Consider the following 21,208-nt stretch of genomic DNA (forward strand, 5'->3'; position numbering starts at 1 on the left):
CGCACAAAATTATGCACTTTCATTAGACATTTAATTCCATTAACCTTTTAATAAAGTAAAATATGGGCATCTAACCCATCCTCACACCACACCATTGACGACTGGCGTCTAAGGCTAGGATTTCTGTCCCACCCACGGCATGGCCGAGTGTCTCCATTGATAACGGTAAGGAGGCATAACCGAAAAATTCCAATCTTTAGCGAATTAAAAGAAGCCGAAAAGTTTCTTCTTTTTCACCCGTTCAGGGATTTCCCTAAAGATATCTTTTCCTTCCGCAATCGCTTCTGCATTATCCAGAAACATAAATAAGAGATCAGTTCCATATTGCCGTTTAACTGTCTCTAATGCTTCTTCCATCTTAAACGTTCGATTAGTCGTATTGTGTGCGTCTGATGCCACAAAATGGGTTAGGTTCGCTTCGATTAAATCAGCGGTGAATTTTTGGATCTTTTTTCCGAAATAACCGACAAAACTCGCAGCTGTCACTTGGGTTGCTGCCCCGTTCTTCACTAGCTTATATAGCTTGTCCGGCTGCTCGATCAGTTCGGAATTCCTTTCCGGATGCACGATGACAGGTGTGAGACCCTTCATCTGCAGATCGAACAAAAGCTGTTCCGTATAGCGCGGTACATGACCGGATGGCAGTTCGACAAATACATAGGAGGAGACATTGGCCAACGTTAAAATCTCGCCCTGGTCGAAGTGCTCGACCATCTCCCCGTAAATGCGAGTTTCCTGGCCGGGCAGGATTTCGACATTGATCTGCTCACTTTTGAGGTAATCATTCAATTCACTTGTCTTTTGAATAATGTCCTCTTTGAAGTTGTTATATTTTCCATTTTGATGATGCGGCGTTGCAATGATTTTCTTGATGCCCTCTTCTTGAGCTTTTTGGGCCATGAGCAGGCTCTCGGTAAAATCAGCAGCGCCGTCATCAATACCTGGCAATATATGACAATGTATATCTATCAATGCGGCTCTCCCCTTTGTGTGAACATTGATATATTACCATTTTACTGGAATTATAGTATTAGTAAATAGCGAAACTTGTCGAGTGGTCAGTTTGCCCCATAGTAATAATAATAATTGTTGTTTTTGCTCATCTTTTTATTATTCAAAACAACCCCCAGAATCTTGCCATTGGCGGCCTCCAGCAGTTCTTTTGTTTTCGCTGCCGCTTCTATTTCTGTTCTGCCGCTGGAGATGACCAGGACAGTCCCGTCACATTGATTCGACAAAATCTGAGCGTCTGTTACCGCTAAAACTGGAGGCGTGTCGAAAATAATCATGTCATATGCGTCTTTCGCTTCTTCGAAAAACTCCTTCATGCCCCTTGAGCTTAATAATTCGGCCGGATTTGGCGGAATCGGCCCGGAAGGCAATACATGCAGCAACTCTTCATTCGTCGTTTTGATGGCATCCTTCAATTCCATTTGCCGGGTCAAAACATTTGTTAGACCGAATGTATTGGTAATGCCAAATGTGTAATGCACTGTCGGTTTTCGAAGGTCGGCATCTATAAGCAGCACACGCTTTCCCTGCTGGGCGAATACAACTGCCAAGTTGGCCGTTGTAGTCGACTTTCCTTCACCCGGCCCTGAAGATGTGACCAAGATGCTGCGAATCTCTTCATCTATGGATGAAAATTCAATATTGGTCCTTATCGTCCGGTATTGCTCCGAGATCGGGGATTTTGGATTCAGCTTTGTAATCAGCTTTCGCCTTGTGGATTGCATAGCCTTTTTACTTTTACTACTTCGAACCAACTGTCTCACTCCTCAGCTTTGGACTTCTTTCTGTCCGAGACATTTTTTGCATATCCTGCTCTTCAAAAGTGGCAATGGCACCAAGAACAGGCAGTTCCAATAATTTTTCTACGTCCTGCTCTGTTTTCACTGTATTGTCAAGATATTCCAATAAGAAGGCGATTCCGACCCCTGCCATAAGCCCCACAACGAAGGCAATGGCGATGTTAAGAAGCGGCTTTGGTTTTACCGGTGACGGATTTTCTCCCGCTTCCGCTTTTGCAAGGATGCTGACATTATCGACGTTCATGATGTCTACAATTTCTTTTTGAAAAACAGTTGCTACATGATTTGCGATCTCAGCCGCTTTATTAGGATCAGGGTCCTGCACTGTCACATTGACAACCTGTGAGTCTTTTTCACTTTGAACTGTGATTTTTTCATTCAATTCTTCTACTGTCATACCTAAATCCAGGTCTTCATTGACCTGATCCAAGATGGCAGGGCTCTTAATAATGACGTTATATGTATTAATCAGCTGCAGGTTCGTTTGAATTTCCCCTGGATTGACCATCGGTTGGTCGCTTTTCGCCTGATTCACCAACAGTTGAGTCGAAGATTGGTAGATTGGCGTCATAATGAAATAACTGACAATCCCGCTGACCAGGACAGCAGCCATAGTTATGAGCACGATTAAATTGAGACGCTTCCGGATGGTCTCCATAAGCTCTCTGAGGCTGATTGTTTCTTCCATGTTATCCTCCTAGACAAACCTTTAAATTTGTGGCATGTTTATCATAGATTTTTTGTAAAAATAAACCGCTAAATAAGATTATATGTCGTATAATAGAAAAAAGCCAGACGTTTTTCGTAGAACAGTTAGATATTTTACATATTTTACAAGTTTTTAACGTTATATTTACGTAAAGCAGGGGGATTTATATGCGCAAATTTGTTACATTATTAGTTGTTTTGGCAACTTTCCTCTTTCTAGGTGCTGCTCATTTTTATTGGAAAGAAAAAACAAGTGCTTCTACTCCGGCCCCTACGATTGAGAAAAAAGAGACAGCTAATGTGAAGGAAAAAACAGAGAAACCAATAAAAGCGGATTCAAACGATGTTTTAGCCGCTGCAGCGAACTGGCCAGAGGAGGCCCAGAATGATTTTAAAAAAGCCGTAGAGGAAGGCCATCCTTATAAAATTGCTTTCGTCGGCTCCGAATCCGTCGGCAAGGAAGATGGCGGATGGTCCGTTATGCTGCAGGATGCATTGAGCAAAACATATGGTGATGCCATTGAAGTCGGCATATTTGAATATGCCGAGAGATCAGATGAATTCATCAACAGCGGGCACGCTGAAGCAGTGGCCGAATTCAAACCGGATTTTGTATTGTTTGAGCCTTTTACGCTGAATGATAATGGAAATGTCGAAGTGGAAGACAACCATGAAAATATCAAAACATTTATATCCGCTGTAAAAGGCGCTGTTGTTGTGCTGCAGCCGCCGCACCCAATTCATGGTGCAACATTCTATCCTGACCAAGTTGGACAATTGAAGGACTTTGCCAATGCGGAAGGCCTCGACTACTTGGATCATTGGTCTGCATGGCCTGATCAGGAGAATGAAGAGCTCCGTACCTATTTGAAGGATAAGCAGAGTGCTCCTAACAAAAAGGGACACGAAGTGTGGTTCGAATATTTGAGAGATTATTTTATAGCGGATTAAGGGGAGGTTCAGCCGGAGGCTGGGCCTTTTTTTCAGCGGCTCTCGATCATATCCTTAATGAATCGGATCATATTTCTGATGATCCGGAGTATATAAGAGCGAACCAGGATCATATCCATGATGAAACGGATCATATACGTTCAGCACCGGATCATTTTCTTGATGTTTTGGATCATATACCCGGGCCCGGGTCATATTGTGCTTCTCCAGGATCATAAGATTCAAAAACTGGATTATATTTAAACTTTTGGGACCATATTGGTCCTGCTTCGGATCATATACATTCGGTCCTGGATCATATTCTTGATGTTCCGGACCATATACGTTCGGTCTTGGATCATATTCTTGATGTTTTGGATCATATACCCGGACCCGGATCATTTTATTGAGAATCCGGATCATATACGTTCGGCCCTGGATCATATTCTTGATGTTCCGGACCATATTCCCGGACCCGGATCATTTTATTGAGAATCCGGATCATATACAGCGGCACCTGGATCATATACCCGGGCCCGGATCATATCTTGCTTCTCCAGGATCATAAGATTCAAAAGCCGGATTATATGCACACTTTTCGGACCATATTGGCCCTGATTCGGATCATATGCATTGGGTTCCGGATCATATTCCCGGACCCAGATTATTTCATGCTTCTCCAGGATCATAAGATTCAAAAGCCGGATTATTTTTACCACCTTTTGGACCATATAAGCCATGCTTCGGATCATAACCCCTGCCTTGTGCTCGCATCATCATAATGTAAAAGGTTGGGTTCGGCAAGCCGAACCGCTCCGCATTCCAGGTTCAAATAGGACCATATTTTTACCTTTCCAGACCATATTTCAACTTTTTCAGACAATTTTCTCAAAACAAGAAGGACTTTTAGCCTTCTCCATAGAATGCTAAAACTGAACTTAAAAAAAGAGGTGATATCTTGATAAAGAAACGAAGAACAATTCCCCCAAAAATTCCGGCCCTAGAAGCTTGTTTACGAAGAATTTTCAAGAACCACTCATCCGTGCGCCCTATACAAGAAGAACTTGCCATTCGGTCCTCCGGATACCAAGGTGAACGTACTCTGGATTTTTACCTGAACCAGCTGCCCCGCGATAACCACTTCATTTTTCAAGATCTGCGGCTGCCCCTTTCCCAAAATTCATTTTTCCAAATTGATGCCTTTCTGCTTTCGAACCGGTACTCTATCAATTACGAAGCGAAAAATTACTCGGATTTGGTCATCATCGATGAACATCAGATTGAACATCGTTGCCGAGATCGGACTTATTCCTATGAAAATCCGATTATCCAGGCGGAAAATCAACTTTTTCATTTACAGAATCTAATAGACAAACACCTTAATATCAAGCTTCCCAGCACCTCGTTTGTCGTAATGACAAACTCTTCGTCTATCGTAAAATTCGATCCCGCCTACAGAGAGATTGCAGCACCTAAAGTGATTCGCCCCTCTGCCTTACGGCAAAAAACCGATAGTTTTTCAAAAATGCATACTGAAGTTATTTTAACAAATGGCGAGATGCAGAAGATTACCAACCTCTTGCTAAAATTGCATACCCCCTCATGCCCGGATAATTTAAGTGAATTTAATATTAAAAAAGAGGATATTTTACCAGGCGTCCACTGCCTGAACTGTCAATCCCTTTCTATGGCCAGGTGTAGGGGCTCGTGGATTTGTGCAAATTGCGGGTACAAAGATAGCAAAGCACACATTCCTGCACTTTTGGACTACTATTATTTGTTTGGTGCTTCGATTACAAACCGACAGTTTCGGCAGTTTGTCAAGCTCCCCTCCCGATCGGTTGCCTCGAAACTTCTCGCATCTCTGAAACTTCCTTTTTCAGGAAAAAATAAAAACAGGGTTTACTACCTGTCTCCTGAGCATTTAAGGCGTTGGTTGTAGGGTTCAGCTTAGCTGAACCCTACCTCGGATGATCCCGCTCATAGCTTCTTTATCGCGGATCATATTTTCAGCTCCCTGGATTATATCCCGATTACTTTGGATTATTTCGTGAACGCCCCGATCATATCCGCGCTTTTTTGGATCATATCTCGCTCTCCCCGTTCATATCTCCCCTATTTCGGATCATACTCTCCGCTCCTGGATTATATCCCGATTACTTTGGATTATTTCGTGAACGCCCCGATCATATCTGCGCTATTTCGGCTCATATCCCGCACGCCCCAATCATATCTGCCCCATTTCGGATCATATTCTCCGCTCCTGGATCATATGCCGATCACATTGGATTATATCTACTCCGCCTCGGATCATGTGCAGCATTTCTCAGACCCTTCATATTACACTTCTTGAAATTTATGTAACAAATTTGTAATTCGTGTAAAATTTTATGCCTTTTTATGATACTCTTGTAACAACAATTATTATGAGGTGCATCATGAACAGAAAAATTAAGCGCATTCTTTTTATTTCTATCGGATTTAACTTGCTATTTATATTTATAATCGGGTTCACTTTCGTCAAGCTCGATAAAGTTGACGCTGGGGCAAAGAAGTCGAATATGGTCAAGAGAACTGGCTTTCATTACTACGAGAGAACTAGTTTGTTTAACGAACTCCCGATACCGCCGGGATCCATTGTATTTTTGGGAGACAGCCTTACCTTCAGAACGGAATGGAGTGAGCTTTTTCCGGGAAAAACTGTAATCAACCGGGGGATTGGCAGTGACACTACCGCAGGGGTTCTTGACCGGCTCGATGGGGTAATAACGGCCCAGCCAGAAAAAATTTTTCTTCTTATTGGTGTGAACGATTTGAAGAGCCAAAGTGTTTCTGCAACGATTCAAAATTACTCTAAAATCATCAACAGAGTTCAATCGGGCTCACCAAATACTGAAATATTTATCCAAAGTTTACTTCCTGTCAATAACAAGAAGTATGGCAGGATCTTAACGAATGATAAAATCAAGAAATTGAACAACGAGCTGCGTTCATTGGCGGATGATGCCGGGGTTCAATATATAGATCTCTACTCCAATTTTGCAAAGAACGATCAGCTTCCGGAGGAGTATACGATTGACGGGATCCATTTGACGGGAAAAGGTTACATTTTGTGGAGAGAGACCATAAAAAAATATGTAGATTAGGTGAGGTTCAGCCGAGCTGAACCTTTTTTAATAGGTTGGATCATAGATCCGCATCTCCGGATCATATCTGCTTTATCAGGGATCATATTTTTCATTCGATTATATCTCAGATTTCTTGAATTATATTTACTTAATTGTGGATCACATCTAGTATGGCCCGGATCATATCCCTCACATCCCGGAGCATACTTAAGTCTCCCTCCCCAATTCGAAAACAAAAAAGCAGCAAGACCCAATCAATTTGGGCCTTGCTGATGTAATTACTCCGCATTCGCTTCTTCATCTGTATTTTCTTTGTATAATCCACCTTCCTCATCATTATTATTTTGCTTTAAGGATGGATCTTCTTTAGATTCCTCTTCGTACTCCTCAGACTCGGGTTCCTCTTCATAGGAATCGTTCCCATCCTGGTTTTCAGACCCGTCATCACTTTCCCAGTCATAATAGTCATCTTCATTGTATTCCCAATCTGAGTCTTCCCACTCCCAATAATCGTAATATTCCTCATAAAATCCGAACAGGCTGCTGACCTCTTCCGCACTCATTGGATTCTGGGACCATTGGGTGAATTGGCTATGTACACTGAACATGGGTATTGAAAATCCTATGGATTGATCCGCAATCAACACGGCCGAGTTGATGCCGATCACGTTTCCTGTCGTTGCATCCAACAGCGGCCCGCCGCTGCTTCCCGGAGAAATCTGTGCATCAATCTGATACACTTTTTCATAATTGAATTCTCCCAAGATGTCACGGTCGACCCCGGTCAAATATCCGACTGTTGCCGTATTTTCCAACCCTCGTGGGCTGCCGAGCGCAATGACTTCTGTGCCTACAGCGGTTTGCGCCATTTCAACTGGAAGCGGCTCTTTTCCGGACAACGGATCAACTCGTATAAGTGCAATATCAACGACATCCGAAATACCGATGACCTGGCCCTGGTATTCCGTTCCATCGCTGCTTTTCACCAACACATCTGTGAATCCTGCAACCACGTGAGCGTTCGTCACGACATCCCCTTTATTAGTAAATAAAAACCCAGACCCTTGGCTCGTATCTGTGAAAATAGTAAAAACTTTATTTTGAGCCTCTTTTATAATATCTGTCTTGCTTTTCGTTTTTGGAGGTTCGGGTGCTTTTACTTCCTCTTTCTTTTCCGGTTCTGGTTCCGGTTCTTTTTCTTTCTCTTCCTCGATGACTTTCACTACAGGGTCAGGCTCGCGCTCCGCCTTTATGACTTTTACTGGCTCTTCTTTTTTATTTAAAAAGAAGAAGATGCCCAGCCCCGTTCCGGCCAGTGCAATCAGCAACGCCATCAGAGAAATGATGATTGTAGAGCGTGACCCCATCGGCTTTCCGCATTCCCTGCAATATTGACCCCTTTTTTGTTTTTCAGCGCCGCAATTTGGACAGTACAATATCCCCACCTCTTTCTTTCTGGGAAAAATTATCTATTTTTGTTCATTATACTATAGGAGGAAGGGGATTTAATATATAAAAAAGCACTGGCTCTTCATTTTCCTGCGCTCACTCCTTCTGTTAATGACTCTATTTTTTCCATTACTTCTTGAGAGTTTTTCCTTGCTGTCCGTAAAAGTGGAGGTAAACCGGATTATATTCTAAAGTTTTTGGATCATATTCCCGGGGGACGGATCATATTACCTGGAGTTGGATCATATTACCTGGATTCGGACCATTTATGGTGCAGATCCGATTATATGATGCGTAAGATAGATCATATTTCTTGGGGCTCCGATCATATTACTGGGTTTCCGATCATATCTGACGCGGATCGGATCGTACCTAGAGCATATTTTTTGACCAGGATGAATCTCTCCACCTATATAAAGGGTAAGGTTCAGCGGATCATAATACTTAGAAGTCGGATCATATTATGTTTTCCCGGGATCATTTATCGTCGTTTTCAGATCATATCCCTAGCGTTTCGGATCATATCCGAGAGGTTTCCGATCATTTCAAAGGGTTCCAGATCATATCCTAAGTGTCCCGGCAGTTCCAAAGGATGCGGAAAGAACATTTTTCTAAAACCTATTCATCCGTTCTTGAAAAAGAAGCATATTCTCCATTCCCGGAGCATATTCCGCGCTCCTTGGATCATATCCTGCTTACATCGGATTATAAACCGAACTTCCCGATCATATACTGCTCACACCGGATCATATCTCCGCTTTTTCGGAGCATATCCCACACTCCTTGGATCATATTCGCCATTCCTGGATCATATCCCGCTCACATCGGATCATTTCCCTGCACCTCCCGATCATATCTCCGCTTTTTCGGATCATATCCCCCCACTCCCAGATCATCATTGCCCCCTCAAACAATATAAAAAAGGCCGTCCTGTTTAAAAAGGACAACCTTCTTCCATGTTAAGTTTTTTTAACTGTAACTTTTGCAGCCTTACTCGTGTTTCCTGCTTGGTCTTTTGCGTATATTTCCAATAACGTACCAACTCTTTGTTTTTTTACTTTCACAGTGAAACTGCCTTTGTCATTAGCCTTGGCCGTACCAAGCACCTTTTTCCCACTTTTAACGGAGACAGTGGCTCCCTTCTCTGTTTTTCCCTTAACTGCTGTTGTTTTATTTGTCACTTTGTTCACTTCGGGTACTTTGGGAGGGATTTTATCCACTACAATGACTTTGCGCTCTTTGCTGACATTGCCGGCTTTGTCGGCAGCTTTCACATACAGTGCTGTACCGGCTTTTCGCCGTGCTTTCAGGTTCACTGCATATTTGCCAGCTTTATCGGCCATTCCTGAACCAATGACCTTCCCGCCGGCTGTAACCGTAATTTTGGAGCCTGCCTCCGCTTTCCCGCTCACTTTCAAGTCCCGATTGCTGACCTTGGAAACGGTCGGCATGGCCGGCGGCGTCTTGTCAATCACTGTCACAGCAACAGCATCACTTTTGTTTCCGGCTTTGTCAACGGCGTATACTTGTAGCTTGGTTCCCGCTTTTTGTTTTTTAATCGCAACCGAAAATGACTTTTTGCTGTCAGAAACGGCCTTTCCCAAACTTGCAGTACCCGCTTTTACATATACCGCGGCTCCTGCCTCGGCGGTGCCTTTTACAACCGTATCCCGGTCACTCACTTTTTGTACAACTGGTCTAGCCGGTGCCGTGTGGTCCCTTGGCTCGCCGGGCCCAAAAAATGTGTATTTAATATTCTTTCCTTTAGAAGTTGGTATTGTTTCTTTGCCCGTTGCTTCTTTGACCACCGCGCCCCCGCCCCTTAAATTGGCGCTGGATCCTTTGTAAATCCGAGGCCTTATCGTGTTGAAGCCTGGTTCGCTGTTAAATCCGTACTTTCCGCTTTTTTCTTTTAAAAGAAGGGCTCCCCGGAAATTGGTCATCAATGTCCCGAATGTAAGTTTGGGATCAATGTATTTCTTCGCAGCTTTTTCAACAGCCTTGTAGTTATTGCTTTTATCCCTGATGATTTCTTTGAAAATCGCATCGCCCTGTTTCGACTGTGCCTTTACATACTGCATAAAAAGATAAGATAGGGAATAGTTGGCAAGCACGTCCCCATCATCATCCCAATATAAAAGGGAATGGCCGTTTGTGACAGAATAGGAAGAGTTATAATAATCAATCCTGTCTTTTAATACGCTGCCCGTATAAATTTGCTCGGCTGCCATTGACAGACCTTCATCAAGCCACGGATCCATCTCCTTGCCGCCTTCAACCAAGACATTTTGGTTAAAGTTCACCATATGCTGAAATTCGTGGGCCAAAGTGCTATATGCGCCCGTAACATCTTTTTTGGAACCCAGGCCCATTGTCGGATAGGTGTCGATATAAAAAACTTCCGACCGGTTCGAGCCTGGTGCATCATACAAATCTCTCGCATAAAAATAGCCGGCTATGTATCCTCCGCTGTATTTGAATCCGTCCTTTATATCGTAACAAAGAATATCTATTTTACCGTCGCCGTCCACATCCGACTCGGGCCCAAAATTCTCAGTGACTGCCGGGTAAATTTTTTCATCAAATTCATTGCCTAACTTCTTCGCATGTTCTTTTGTAAAATTTTTATCATAACCCCATACATTCACTTTCTTTCCTGTATAAAGAAGCCGGGCCTGAATCTTATATTCTATGAATTTGTCAAAATCAAAAACATTAAAATTCCGCGTTTCCCCTACTTTAATAAGGGATTTATACATCAAAGACCTTCCATGCAGCTTCCGGTCTTCGAATTTTTCGGCATCGAACGGAAGGTTTACATCCATCCGAAAGGCTTCGGGCCTTACATTTTTCTCCAAACGATATTTTTCGTTATTAATGACGGGAGTTCCTGTAGATTGCCTGCTATTGGGGTTCACCGATTCATTGCTGATCAGCATATAGTTCTTAGCGGACTGATTTAAAACATTAGCAGCCGGTTCCCCCTGCATACTCGGATTTGAATCTACCTCTATCTCAGTCTCCGCAAACGCCGAAGCGGGCGCGCTCAATAATATAATCAGTATACAAATAAGGGCTCTTTTTATATGTCTCATCCTCTTGACCTTTCTGTTAGAAAATAATGGCTGTCTAAGAGGATTATAATCTATATATTGGTTGATGGGACATATAATTTAAAAGTATTTCTTACGAAACCGGTTGCTTCAACATTTCCAGCTGCCTCTCCATCCCCTTCTCCTTATATGCCTCTTTCTCTTTTCCCGACAGCTTCTTAAACTCATCCAAGAACTTCTCATACTTTGGAAGGACGTCTTCAACAGATCCGTAATCCCTCACCATTCCATATTCGAGCCACAAAATTTTATCGCAAAATCTTTTCATCTGCCCTAAGGAATGGCTGACAAAAATCATGGTTTTCCCTTCCCGTTTGAATTCCTTCATTTTGTCCAGGCTTTTTTCGGCAAATGCTTTGTCTCCGACAGAAAGGGCTTCGTCGATGATCAAAATATCCGGATTGACGTTGACTGAAATGGCAAATCCGAGGCGGGACCGCATTCCGCTGGAATAGGATTTGACCGGCTGATCGATGAACTTCCCAAGCTCTGAAAAATCAATGATTTCCGGCTCCAGGCCAACAATTTCCTGTTTTGAAAAACCAAGCATGAGCAGCTTCAGTTCGATATTATCCCTGCCAGTTAAATCGGCGTTTAATCCAGCGGCCACAGCAATCAAAGACGCCTGTCCGTTCACCTCTACGCTTCCAGATGTTTCCGGAACAATGCCGGCAATAATGTTAGCCAAAGTCGATTTTCCTGATCCGTTCATGCCGATAAAGCCTACAGAATCGCCTTTTTCCGCTTCAAAGCTCACGTCTGCCAACGCATAGAAGTCCTCCCCATAGCTTTTTGGAAAAAGGAGATCCAAAATACGCTCCTTATTGTTGCTGTAAAGCTTATATTTTTTTGTGATGTTTTTCGCGATAATCGCTTTCTCCATATGTATCACACCTATAAATAGTCAATGAAATGCCTGCGGAATTTCACATGGATTTTTGCTCCGAATAATAACAACACCATAACAATACCCCAAAAATAAAGGGTATATTGCCAGTGCTCAAGGAAGTACCACTCTGTTCCAAACAACGCAGAACGATAGCCTTCGATCAAATAATACAACGGATTCAATTTCAGAATCGTCGGCAATGGCTCCTCCAAAATGGAAAATTGCCAAAGGACCGGCGATAGATAGAGCAGCATTCGCAGCGTCGCATTTAAAAACATATGAACATCCCTGATGATCGTGGACAAAGTTGATGTAATCAGAGAAATAGCAAAGACTAAGCAAAAGGATGCAAAAATAAAATAAATCACTTGGAGAAAATACACACTTACATAAAAGCCTCCCAGCTGGAAAATCACAAACGCGACTCCCAGCAGGATAACGTGTGTATAAAACTGTGAAAAAATCGCGATGGCGGGAATGACGCTCATCGGAAAATTCATTCTCGATAACATCCGCAGTCTTGTATAAATGGATTTTGATCCCTGGATGGTTGACTGGTAAAAAAATGTCCATAAGATGAATCCGCCGAGAAGCCAATAGATAAAAGGAACCTCATATCCCGGCACTACTTCTATATCAGCCCGCTGGCGGATGCTTCCAAACACAAACCAATAGATTAGTATTTGGATGACGGGATTCAAAAACTCCCAGGTCATCCCTAAATAATTATTTTTGTTTTTACTTTTTAGTTCATAAAGAGACAGCCTTCTGACTAAATAAAAGTTTTCAATGAGTTCCTTAATAACGGTAACGGCAGATTTCACAAAAATCCCGCCTCTTTACAATTGGAATATTTCTTTCACGACCTGTTCACTGGCCTTCCCGTTTTCCAGATGGCAAAATTTTTTATAAAAATTTTCGCAGAGCAAGAATCCGTTTAGTTCTATACGGCGGATTTCGGCAATCAGTTCCTCCGTCGTCCGAACGAGCGGACCCGGCGCTTCTTTTTCAAAATCGAAATAAAACCCGCGCAGCTGATCGCGGTACTCTTCGATATCATGAACGAAAAAGATCATCGGCCGCTTCAGATTGGCGTAATCGAAAAATACGGATGAATAGTCAGTGACCAGCACATCGGAAATGAGATACAAATCACGGATGTCCCCGTAAGACGAAACATCGAACACGAATCCTTCCATTCCTGACAAGTCCAGGTTTTCCGAAACAAGATAATGGAGCCTGAGCAAAATGACGTACTCATTTCCCAATTCTTTTTTCAGCGTATCCAGATCAATCTGCAGATCAAACTTGTATCTCCCCTTGGAATAATACTGATTGTCCCGCCATGTCGGGGCATACAATATCACCTTCCTATCAATAGGAAGCCCGCAGGCGTTCTTGATCTTGGCGGACGCCACAGCGTTATTGGATTGGATTAAAAAATCGTTTCTCGGATACCCGGACTCAATCACTTTTTTCTTAAAATCAAATGCCTGCCTGAATATTTCAGTGGAATAGCCATTTGGTGAAATCAAATAATCCCATTTTGCCGATTCCTTCTTAAAATTTCGTTTATATTTCTTCGTATTGGTTCCGGGCATGTGAACTTCATCTATGTCCAGCCCCAGCCGTTTTAATGGGGTGCCGTGCCATGTCTGGACATAGACCGTCTGGGGGGATTTGCTGACCCAAAGCGGCATCCTGCAATTCGTCACCCAATATTTCGCCCTCGTCATTAAAAAAAGCCATTTGAGAGAGAAACGGCGGACGATTTTAATCGGTCGATCCCTAAATTCGTGTACCTTTCTTTTATCGACACTCCAGTACATCTTGTACTCCGGATGGCGTTCCTTCAAATACTCGTAGATCGCCCTTGGATTATCACTGTACTGTTTTCCAAGGAAACTTTCGAAGATGATAAGCTTTTGATCTTTGGGCAGAGATGAACTCATGAATTTGAATGTCTTTTTATAAACTTTTTTGAGGCGCTTTTTCAGCTTTTTTTTCATAATTGATCACCACAACAAATCATAGACATATCAAAAGTATGTCCAATGATTGGGCGCATAAACCGTTTCATGTTTATAAAAACCGTTCAATGAAAATAATAGGTAGTGTGATTTAAAATGCATGGAGGTTTATTATGCTTACCTTTCTGACCCGAATTTTTTCGAATGGGGCGGTCTCATCGGCTGCTGATTCCTATACATACAATCAAGAGGGCTACTACGTCCATCCGACAAACGGAAATCCCAACCCAAAGGTTACCGTCATCATGCCCGTTTATAATGCTGAAAAAACACTAAGAAAAACGATTGATTCCGTGATCGATCAAACAATCGATTTTGACGAAATTGAGTTCCTGATCATAGATGATAAGTCGACGGATGATTCCCGTTCAATCATTCTTGATTATGCGAACGCCTATCCGAATATCGTTCCTGTTTTTTTCAAAAACAACAATGGATCGCCGGCAAAACCCAGAAATACCGGCATTGAGCTGGCAAAAGGCGAATATACAATGTTCATTGATTCAGATGATTGGCTGAGCCCGAATGGAATTGAAGCTCTATACAAGCTGCTTGAAAAAACCGGAGACCCATATGCCATCGGCAGTACGATCAAAGTAGAGGATAATAAGCTTGTCGTCACGGGTGAATACAATAGCTGCGAATATAGGGAATCCATTAATCCCTGCTCCATCCCGCACATTTTTCAGCATTTGGGGCCAACTGCAAGGATGATGCGAACACAGTTTCTCCGAGATCATAACTGCCGTTTTCCCGATATGAAATTTGCGGAAGACAAGCAGTTTTTCATTGACGTCCTGACCAATTGTCCGAGCATCTCAACAACAAAGGACGTAATCTATTACGTCAATCGCTTTAAAGATAATAAAAGCCTTGTAAGTACGACGACCATTTTTGAAAAAACTGATACGAACTTGGCCGTCATCCGGCATGTTATCCAAAAGGAACTTCCGGAGGAAATTGAACGGATGGCTTTGAACCGGCTGTATGAATTTGACTGTATTACACGCTTATTTAACCGACATCATTTTCTAAGGTCCATTCGAAAAGATAAGTACTATAAGAAGTTCGCAGAAGTTCTGGAAACAACAAAAGGTCTTCGATACGATTTTACAGAGAATTTCTTCGAGCCGTGGCACAAAGTATTGGTGGACCTTTTCAAGCAGGAAAGATATACCGATATCGTCAGATTGATTGAGTGGAGCCTGAAAGATACAACAAAGGAAATGGTGATTCGGGAGGATGGCCTGCCCTACTATCGCCTTCCGCTTGAAGAACCTTTTGAATGGGCAAGGATCAATATGCTGGCGGTATACAAGGAACATGTGATAGAGGACGGCCAGTTTGTTTTGCGGGTTAATATTTACGGAGACGACCTTGATAAAGTAAACTGCTTTGTTATCCGCCAGCGAGATAACGAACTGAATGAAACCGTGCTGCCTATTGATCAGATAGGAGAGAACCTGTTTGAAATAAAAATACCGTTGGATTTGTTGGCAAATCTGAATACGGCGAGCCACACGATGTTCATCAGATATTACGATTATAGAAAGCTCCATATTAAAATGAATACCAGGCGGATATTTGAACATGGCGGGAAAAAAATTGATTTTTATACAACGATTGGGGATAACTTTGGGGTGAATGTGAGGTAGCTCTCTATGATATGATGGGTACAAGCGGATCGACGGGAGTGTGGGAAAATGGCCGAAATGATGATTATCCGTATTCAAGTGAAAATGAGCGGATTACAGATTTATAACCACTATTATTACAATATTATCAGTGAATAATTTAGAATCAGGGTTCGGTAGAGGCCGAGCCCTCCCTTATGCCTTAAGATAAATTTGTTCAGACCTTGGATCTTTGATACTTGATCTGCTATTAAAGAACACGGCCACATTTGTTAAAAAAACACTTTTAGAGGAATACCCTTCACAATTTGGATGTTTATAATAATATAAAAATTGTAATTGAAACTTTTTATTATGAAGATGTATATACTTGTCCAATTCGTAAAAACGCTTCTAAAAAGTTTAATTGAACAGGTTGTGGAATTTAAGCTTAATAAAATGCATGATTTACCAGCAAAAAAGCGTTGGCTTATTAAGCAAAGCTACATTTCTTCAATATCCGAAACATTAGTAAATATGCCATTAACACCCCATGCTCTTAATTTTTTAAATTCATTACGATCGTCAACCGTATACAGATGCAACAATACCCCTCTTTCTTTAAAACTTTCTACAAGTTGATTGGTTAGGACATTGTGGTTTAATCCTATACCCACGGCATATTCTTTTATCTCATTTAACGTTTCATCTGAGAAAGTTGGCGTACTTTCAAACCAATACAATTGTATTAAAGGAAGGTCCGGGTAAAGCCTATTAATTTCAAGCAAACTCTGCTTACTAAAAGATTGAATGACGACCTTTCCTTTTGATAAATCCCCTTCCAATAAATGATGCTTTTCCAGCAACGCTATAAGCTTTTTTTCCATCCCGGGATTTTCTTCAGGCTGCTTTGTCTCAATATAATAGTTGACTGTATCACCAAATTCCAAAAATATTTCGTCTAATGTTGGAACTTCCATTCCAACAAAGGATTCTCTTGCTTTTTCCGGATATTTTTTGTTAAACCAACTACCCGCATCTAGTGACTTTAATTCGTAGACATTATAAGATCGTACCAGTCCTTTTCCATTAGTAGTGCGATCCACATTATCATCGTGCATAGCCACCAAAACTCCATCACGTGTCATGCCTAAATCTATCTCGATGTAATCAGCACCCATTTTGTTTGCTATTTTATATGCCTCAATTGTATGCTCAGGGGCATAACCACTTGCCCCGCGATGAGCTAGGGTGATAAATCTCTCTTCACTTAAAAGGTTCGAAGCAGGCTAGTTGTATCAATCGAGAAAGCTTTTCCTAAAATAAAAACCCCAATTACCATAGTTATAATTGAAAAGAGTATAAGTTTTTTATTCATATACCTGTCCTCTGTAGAAATCCAAAAAAACCTTAAAATATATATGTTATTACTTTTACAAGATTAAAGGGAAATCAATGGAGTGCCATTAATATCTCTTGTTGTCGCTTCATGCCTTCTGCTTTATATTTTTCCTTTTCTTTTCCTGATAACTTTTTAAATTCATTAAGAAATTTTTCATACTTGGGAATAACTTCATCTACCGTTCCAAAATCCTTAACCATTCCATATTCCAGCCAGAGAATCTTATCGCAGAATTGCTTCATTTGGCCTATAGAATGGCTTACAAAAACCATTGTTTTTCCCTGATTTTTAAACTCTTTCATCTTTGCCAAACTTTTTTCCGCAAAGGCTTTATCTCCTACAGATAATGCTTCATCAATGATCAAGATGTTAGGATCTACATTAACGGATATGGAAAAGCCCAAGCGTGACTTCATTCCACTTGAATATGATTTGACGGGCTGATCGATGAATTTTCCTAGCTCAGAGAATTCGATGATTTCCGGTTCTAAAGATTTAATCTCCTCTTTTGAAAAACCCAACATTAAAAGTTTGAGTTCAATATTGTCTCGTCCCGACAAGTCACCTTTTAAGCCAGCAGACACAGCAATCAAAGCTACCTGGCCATTTACTTTTACAGTACCTGATGTTTCGGGAACAATTCCTGCAATGATGTTTGAAAGTGTTGACTTTCCAGATCCATTAATTCCTATAAATCCAACAACATCACCTTTATTGGCTTCAAAGCTCACATTAGCTAATGCATAAAAATCCTCCCCATAACTCTTTGGTAGGATCAAATCGAGCATTCGCTCTTTAGTTCCATTATAAAGCTTATATTTTTTTGTAATGTTTTTTACAATAATAGATTTTTCCATCTTATTCACAACCATTTATAAATAATCTATGAAATGTCTTCTAAATTTCATATGCAATGTTGATCCAAATAAAAATAATATTACCACAACTGCCCAAAAATAAAGTGTATACTGCCAGTGATCAATAAAGTACCATCCTGTACCGAATAAGGCTGAGCGGTATCCCTCAATTAAGTAATATAGAGGGTTTAATTTCATGATAGTAGGTAATGGATTGTCCAAAATGGATATCTGCCATAGAATGGGTGACAAATACAGTAACATCCTCAAAGTCGCATTAAGGAACATATGCACATCCCTAATGATAGTTGATAAAGTTGATGTGATTAAGGATATGCCAAATATCAAACAAAAGGTTGCAAATATAAAATAAATAATTTGTACAAAATAAATGGTTACAAAAAAACCAGACAGCTGAAAGATGATAAATGCGATCCCCAACATGAAGAGGTGAATATAAAACTGAGAAAATATCACTATATTAGGAATAACACTCATGGGAAAATTCATTTTCGATAACATTCGCAACCTGGTATATATTGACTTTGATCCTTGAATGGTTGATTGATAGAAGAATATCCATAAAATAAAACCTGCTAATAACCAGTGAATAAAAGGGACATTGAATCCGGGTGCAATCTCTATATCCGCCCGTTGACGAATACTGCCAAACACAAACCAATAGATTAAAATTTGGATGACGGGATTTATGACCTCCCAAGCCATCCCTAAATAGTTACTTTTATTTTTACTTTTTAACTCATACAGTGAAAGTCTTCTTATTAAATAAAAGTGCTCGATTTGTTCTTTAATTACATTAATAGCAGATTTCATAATTTTTCCTTTCAAAAACATGTAAAATGCATTGTTGCCACAATAATAAATTATACATTCAGTAGAAATAAAAGACAAATTGATAATGAAAATAAACCTGCAAAGAAATATTAACCACTTTGCAGGTTTTTAAAACAAGATTTAATTATATCCATTTGGGTTCTTAGATTGCCATTTCCATGCATCCCTACACATTTCGAGTATGTTTTTCTCTGCCTTCCAATGCAGCTCTTCCATTGCTTTAGTGGGATCTGCAAAGGAAACCGCCACATCACCAGGCCTTCTATCCACTATTTCGTAAGAGATTTTTCTATTTGTTGCCTTTTCAAAAGCTTTTATTACTTCTAGCACACTGTATCCATTACCCGTTCCCATGTTATAAGTTCTGATTCCCGGATTCACATTTTTTTGCAGAGCTTTAACATGCCCCTTTGCTAAATCGGTAACATGGATATAGTCTCTTACACCTGATCCATCCACTGTATCATAATCCGAACCGAACACCTTCAATACTTTGAGATTACCCGTCGCTACATTTGTAATAAAAGGCATTAAGTTATTAGGTATTCCCTTCGGACTTTCACCAATTAAACCACTTTCGTGGGCGCCAACCGGATTAAAATAACGAAGTAAAACAATCCTCCAATCGTTATCAGCTTGGTATAAATCCCGAAGAATTTCTTCAATAAATAGCTTAGTTCTTCCATAAGGGTTACTAGGTCTTAATTTGCCTTCTTCATTGACAGGCATTTCATTTTCAGGACTGTACACAGTTGCCGATGAGCTAAAGACCAAATTCTTAACGTCATATTTATTCATTAGATCACATAAATTAATAGTCGACAAAATGTTTTCTTTATAATATTTTAGTGGATATTGTGTAGATTCACCTACCGCCTTTAGCCCGGCAAAATGAATTACCCCATCAAATTTATGTTGACTAAATACCTTTTCCAAATCATCTTTAATTAAAAGATCTATAGGATAGACAATAGGTTTTTGATGAGTAATTTCATTAATTCTATTTATAACCTCTAAATTGCTGTTAACAAAGTTATCTACTATTATCACTTCGTAACCGGCATTATAGAGTTCTACTACTGTATGTGAGCCAATATACCCCGCTCCTCCGGTTACTAAAATTTTATTTGCCATTTCTGGTCCTCCATTAGATTAAAATGTAAATATTCTATACGTTATTCAAAGCTTAATATAACAAATAAATAGCAATTAAAAAAGAAGTAATATATCCCTTTTGTAACACATGTGTTTACTTTTATCATTAAAAAAGCACCTGAAGCCGCTATTTGGCTCAAGTGCTTGTCCCTATTACTTATACCTTGGAATATCGTATAACATTGTAGGGTTATTTAATTTTGAGTATAAGTTTTTGATTTGGTAAATCTGCTTAACTGCCCACCCTACATCCGTTGCATATTGGGGAAATCCGCCTTGATCATTAGGATAAGCATAATTCCATCTCATTTTATATAGAGTGTTTTGCCCTCTTGCAAAGTAACTAGACGAAACAAACTGGGCTCCGCCTGTTATCGCATCTGCAGGAGTAAACCATTTACTATTATAAGCATAGGTTGCTCCACATGTTTCAGGGCAGGAATCATAAGCTCCAATTCCAAACATGTTGTATACTTTTCTAACATCTGAAAGACTATTTCTGTTCTTCCCTGTAACAACAACGGCATTACCGTTTTTATCTTTGCCAACTTCTATTCCATTTGCCAGCCCTGAGGTCCCATGACCTGTTTCTAAAAGAGCGTGAGCAATTAAGTAAACCTCATTAACCGAATGTTTGTTGCTAGCGTTAATAAAGTCTTGCCCTTTTCCCTCCAAAATACCTTTTCCTATTAAGACTTTATTTAACTCTTTTGCCGATACACCAGTGCTTGAACTTAATAACAAATGTTGAAAGATATCATGATTGTTAGGATTAAGATACTCTTCTACATCGAACCTTTTTGCATTTCTCCATGTTTCACTATAATGGATTTTATACCAGCCACTTGACTTTTCGATTATGCTAACTTTTGTGCCTTTTGATAGGGTACCGTATACATGACTGGTAGTATTTGAATTTTCATATACCCTAACTGAATTGTTGGTTGTTGCAATTTCCCCTTGTAAATTAGCCAGGGATGAATGATGTAAAGAATCACTTTGTTCCGTCAAAAATAGGCCTTCTTTATTCAAATTCCTCCGGCGTGATTTCTGTACTTCCCTGAATTAATATGCTAAATTTTTTGCATATTATAAAGGGGAGTTTTTTATGATCATTATTCATGATTTTGGAATTGGGCTTGAAGAATATGGATTAAGAGGAAAAGAGAATGAATTTCCCATGTTTGACCGATGTCCCGACTGTAATTGTATTGCCCAAGGGAATGTTCATCGAAATGGCTATTACTGGAGGTACGGAATTGATGAGG

18 protein-coding genes and 1 pseudogene are annotated in these 21,208 nt (G+C 40.5%); 4 read left to right on the forward strand and 15 right to left on the reverse strand.

Going from position 1 to position 21,208, the window contains the following annotated elements:
• Positions 1-204: 204 nt before the first annotated feature.
• The 3 genes from FS666_RS13400 to FS666_RS13410 form a co-directional block, all read right to left on the reverse strand.
• Positions 205-972, reverse strand: a complete 768-nt coding sequence (locus FS666_RS13400; RefSeq protein ID WP_144462549.1) for a tyrosine-protein phosphatase — start codon at positions 970-972, stop codon at positions 205-207.
• Between the two features lie 86 nt (positions 973-1,058).
• Positions 1,059-1,736 carry a CpsD/CapB family tyrosine-protein kinase gene (locus FS666_RS13405; RefSeq protein ID WP_144462573.1) on the reverse strand — a complete coding sequence of 226 codons (678 nt, stop codon included), beginning with the start codon at positions 1,734-1,736 and terminating at the stop codon, positions 1,059-1,061.
• 16 nt (positions 1,737-1,752) lie between these two features.
• Positions 1,753-2,499, reverse strand: coding sequence for a YveK family protein (locus FS666_RS13410; RefSeq protein WP_144462547.1), 747 nt, complete (start codon positions 2,497-2,499; stop codon positions 1,753-1,755).
• A 188-nt stretch (positions 2,500-2,687) separates the two neighbouring features.
• Between FS666_RS13410 and FS666_RS13415 the strand changes: the two genes are divergently transcribed.
• On the forward strand, positions 2,688-3,470 hold the full coding sequence (locus FS666_RS13415; protein WP_144462545.1) for an SGNH/GDSL hydrolase family protein: 783 nt from the start codon (positions 2,688-2,690) through the stop codon (positions 3,468-3,470).
• A 54-nt stretch (positions 3,471-3,524) separates the two neighbouring features.
• Here FS666_RS13415 and FS666_RS13420 read toward each other — a convergent pair whose 3' ends face one another.
• Positions 3,525-3,914, reverse strand: a complete 390-nt coding sequence (locus tag FS666_RS13420) for a hypothetical protein (RefSeq protein ID WP_144462543.1) — start codon at positions 3,912-3,914, stop codon at positions 3,525-3,527.
• Positions 3,915-3,934: 20 nt separating this feature from the next.
• Positions 3,935-4,201: a hypothetical protein gene (locus FS666_RS13425; RefSeq protein ID WP_144462541.1), complete on the reverse strand. Its 267-nt coding sequence runs from the start codon at positions 4,199-4,201 to the stop codon at positions 3,935-3,937.
• 206 nt (positions 4,202-4,407) lie between these two features.
• Between FS666_RS13425 and FS666_RS13430 the strand changes: the two genes are divergently transcribed.
• Together FS666_RS13430 and FS666_RS13435 are read left to right on the forward strand one after the other, a co-directional pair.
• The gene (locus FS666_RS13430) at positions 4,408-5,391 is read left to right on the forward strand and encodes a nuclease-related domain-containing protein (protein WP_186306560.1); all 984 of its coding nucleotides are present in this window, start codon (positions 4,408-4,410) and stop codon (positions 5,389-5,391) included.
• 496 nt (positions 5,392-5,887) lie between these two features.
• Entirely contained in the window at positions 5,888-6,595 is a 708-nt protein-coding gene (locus tag FS666_RS13435) for a GDSL-type esterase/lipase family protein (RefSeq protein ID WP_186306561.1), read from the forward strand.
• A 260-nt stretch (positions 6,596-6,855) separates the two neighbouring features.
• On the opposite strand, the gene FS666_RS13440 is transcribed toward FS666_RS13435, so the two are convergent.
• From FS666_RS13440 to FS666_RS13460, 5 genes and pseudogenes are all read right to left on the reverse strand, one after another.
• Positions 6,856-8,013 carry a trypsin-like peptidase domain-containing protein gene (locus FS666_RS13440; protein ID WP_144462536.1) on the reverse strand — a complete coding sequence of 386 codons (1,158 nt, stop codon included), beginning with the start codon at positions 8,011-8,013 and terminating at the stop codon, positions 6,856-6,858.
• A gap of 972 nt (positions 8,014-8,985) precedes the next feature.
• A complete protein-coding gene (locus FS666_RS13445) occupies positions 8,986-11,121 on the reverse strand; it encodes an Ig-like domain-containing protein (protein ID WP_144462534.1) in 2,136 nt (711 codons plus the stop codon).
• A gap of 91 nt (positions 11,122-11,212) precedes the next feature.
• On the reverse strand, positions 11,213-12,022 hold the full coding sequence (tagH, locus tag FS666_RS13450) for a teichoic acids export ABC transporter ATP-binding subunit TagH (RefSeq protein WP_144462532.1): 810 nt from the start codon (positions 12,020-12,022) through the stop codon (positions 11,213-11,215).
• Positions 12,023-12,033: 11 nt separating this feature from the next.
• Positions 12,034-12,852 (reverse strand): ABC transporter permease, encoded by an 819-nt coding sequence (locus tag FS666_RS13455; RefSeq protein ID WP_120075629.1) that lies wholly within the window; start codon positions 12,850-12,852, stop codon positions 12,034-12,036.
• 15 nt (positions 12,853-12,867) lie between these two features.
• Positions 12,868-14,031 (reverse strand): annotated as a pseudogene (locus FS666_RS13460) (CDP-glycerol glycerophosphotransferase family protein); the annotation flags it as partial.
• Positions 14,032-14,171: 140 nt separating this feature from the next.
• Here FS666_RS13460 and FS666_RS13465 point away from each other — a divergent pair.
• The gene (locus FS666_RS13465; RefSeq protein ID WP_144462529.1) at positions 14,172-15,713 is read left to right on the forward strand and encodes a glycosyltransferase family 2 protein; all 1,542 of its coding nucleotides are present in this window, start codon (positions 14,172-14,174) and stop codon (positions 15,711-15,713) included.
• Between the two features lie 461 nt (positions 15,714-16,174).
• Here FS666_RS13465 and FS666_RS13470 read toward each other — a convergent pair whose 3' ends face one another.
• The 5 genes from FS666_RS13470 to FS666_RS13490 all read right to left on the reverse strand — a co-directional run bounded on the left by FS666_RS13470 (position 16,175) and on the right by FS666_RS13490 (position 20,951).
• The gene (locus FS666_RS13470) at positions 16,175-16,927 is read right to left on the reverse strand and encodes a glycerophosphodiester phosphodiesterase (RefSeq protein ID WP_144462527.1); all 753 of its coding nucleotides are present in this window, start codon (positions 16,925-16,927) and stop codon (positions 16,175-16,177) included.
• Positions 16,928-17,123: 196 nt separating this feature from the next.
• Positions 17,124-17,930, reverse strand: a complete 807-nt coding sequence (gene tagH, locus FS666_RS13475) for a teichoic acids export ABC transporter ATP-binding subunit TagH (RefSeq protein WP_144462525.1) — start codon at positions 17,928-17,930, stop codon at positions 17,124-17,126.
• A gap of 15 nt (positions 17,931-17,945) precedes the next feature.
• Positions 17,946-18,764 (reverse strand): ABC transporter permease, encoded by an 819-nt coding sequence (locus FS666_RS13480; RefSeq protein WP_144462523.1) that lies wholly within the window; start codon positions 18,762-18,764, stop codon positions 17,946-17,948.
• A 141-nt stretch (positions 18,765-18,905) separates the two neighbouring features.
• Positions 18,906-19,919 (reverse strand): UDP-glucose 4-epimerase GalE, encoded by a 1,014-nt coding sequence (gene galE, locus FS666_RS13485; protein ID WP_144462521.1) that lies wholly within the window; start codon positions 19,917-19,919, stop codon positions 18,906-18,908.
• Between the two features lie 174 nt (positions 19,920-20,093).
• Complete coding sequence (locus tag FS666_RS13490) at positions 20,094-20,951, reverse strand: N-acetylglucosaminidase (RefSeq protein WP_186318026.1); 858 nt, start codon at positions 20,949-20,951, stop codon at positions 20,094-20,096.
• Between the last annotated feature and the right edge of the window lie 257 nt (positions 20,952-21,208).

This window comes from Siminovitchia fortis, from assembly GCF_007681465.1.
GTDB lineage: Bacteria > Bacillota > Bacilli > Bacillales > Bacillaceae_C > Siminovitchia > Siminovitchia fortis.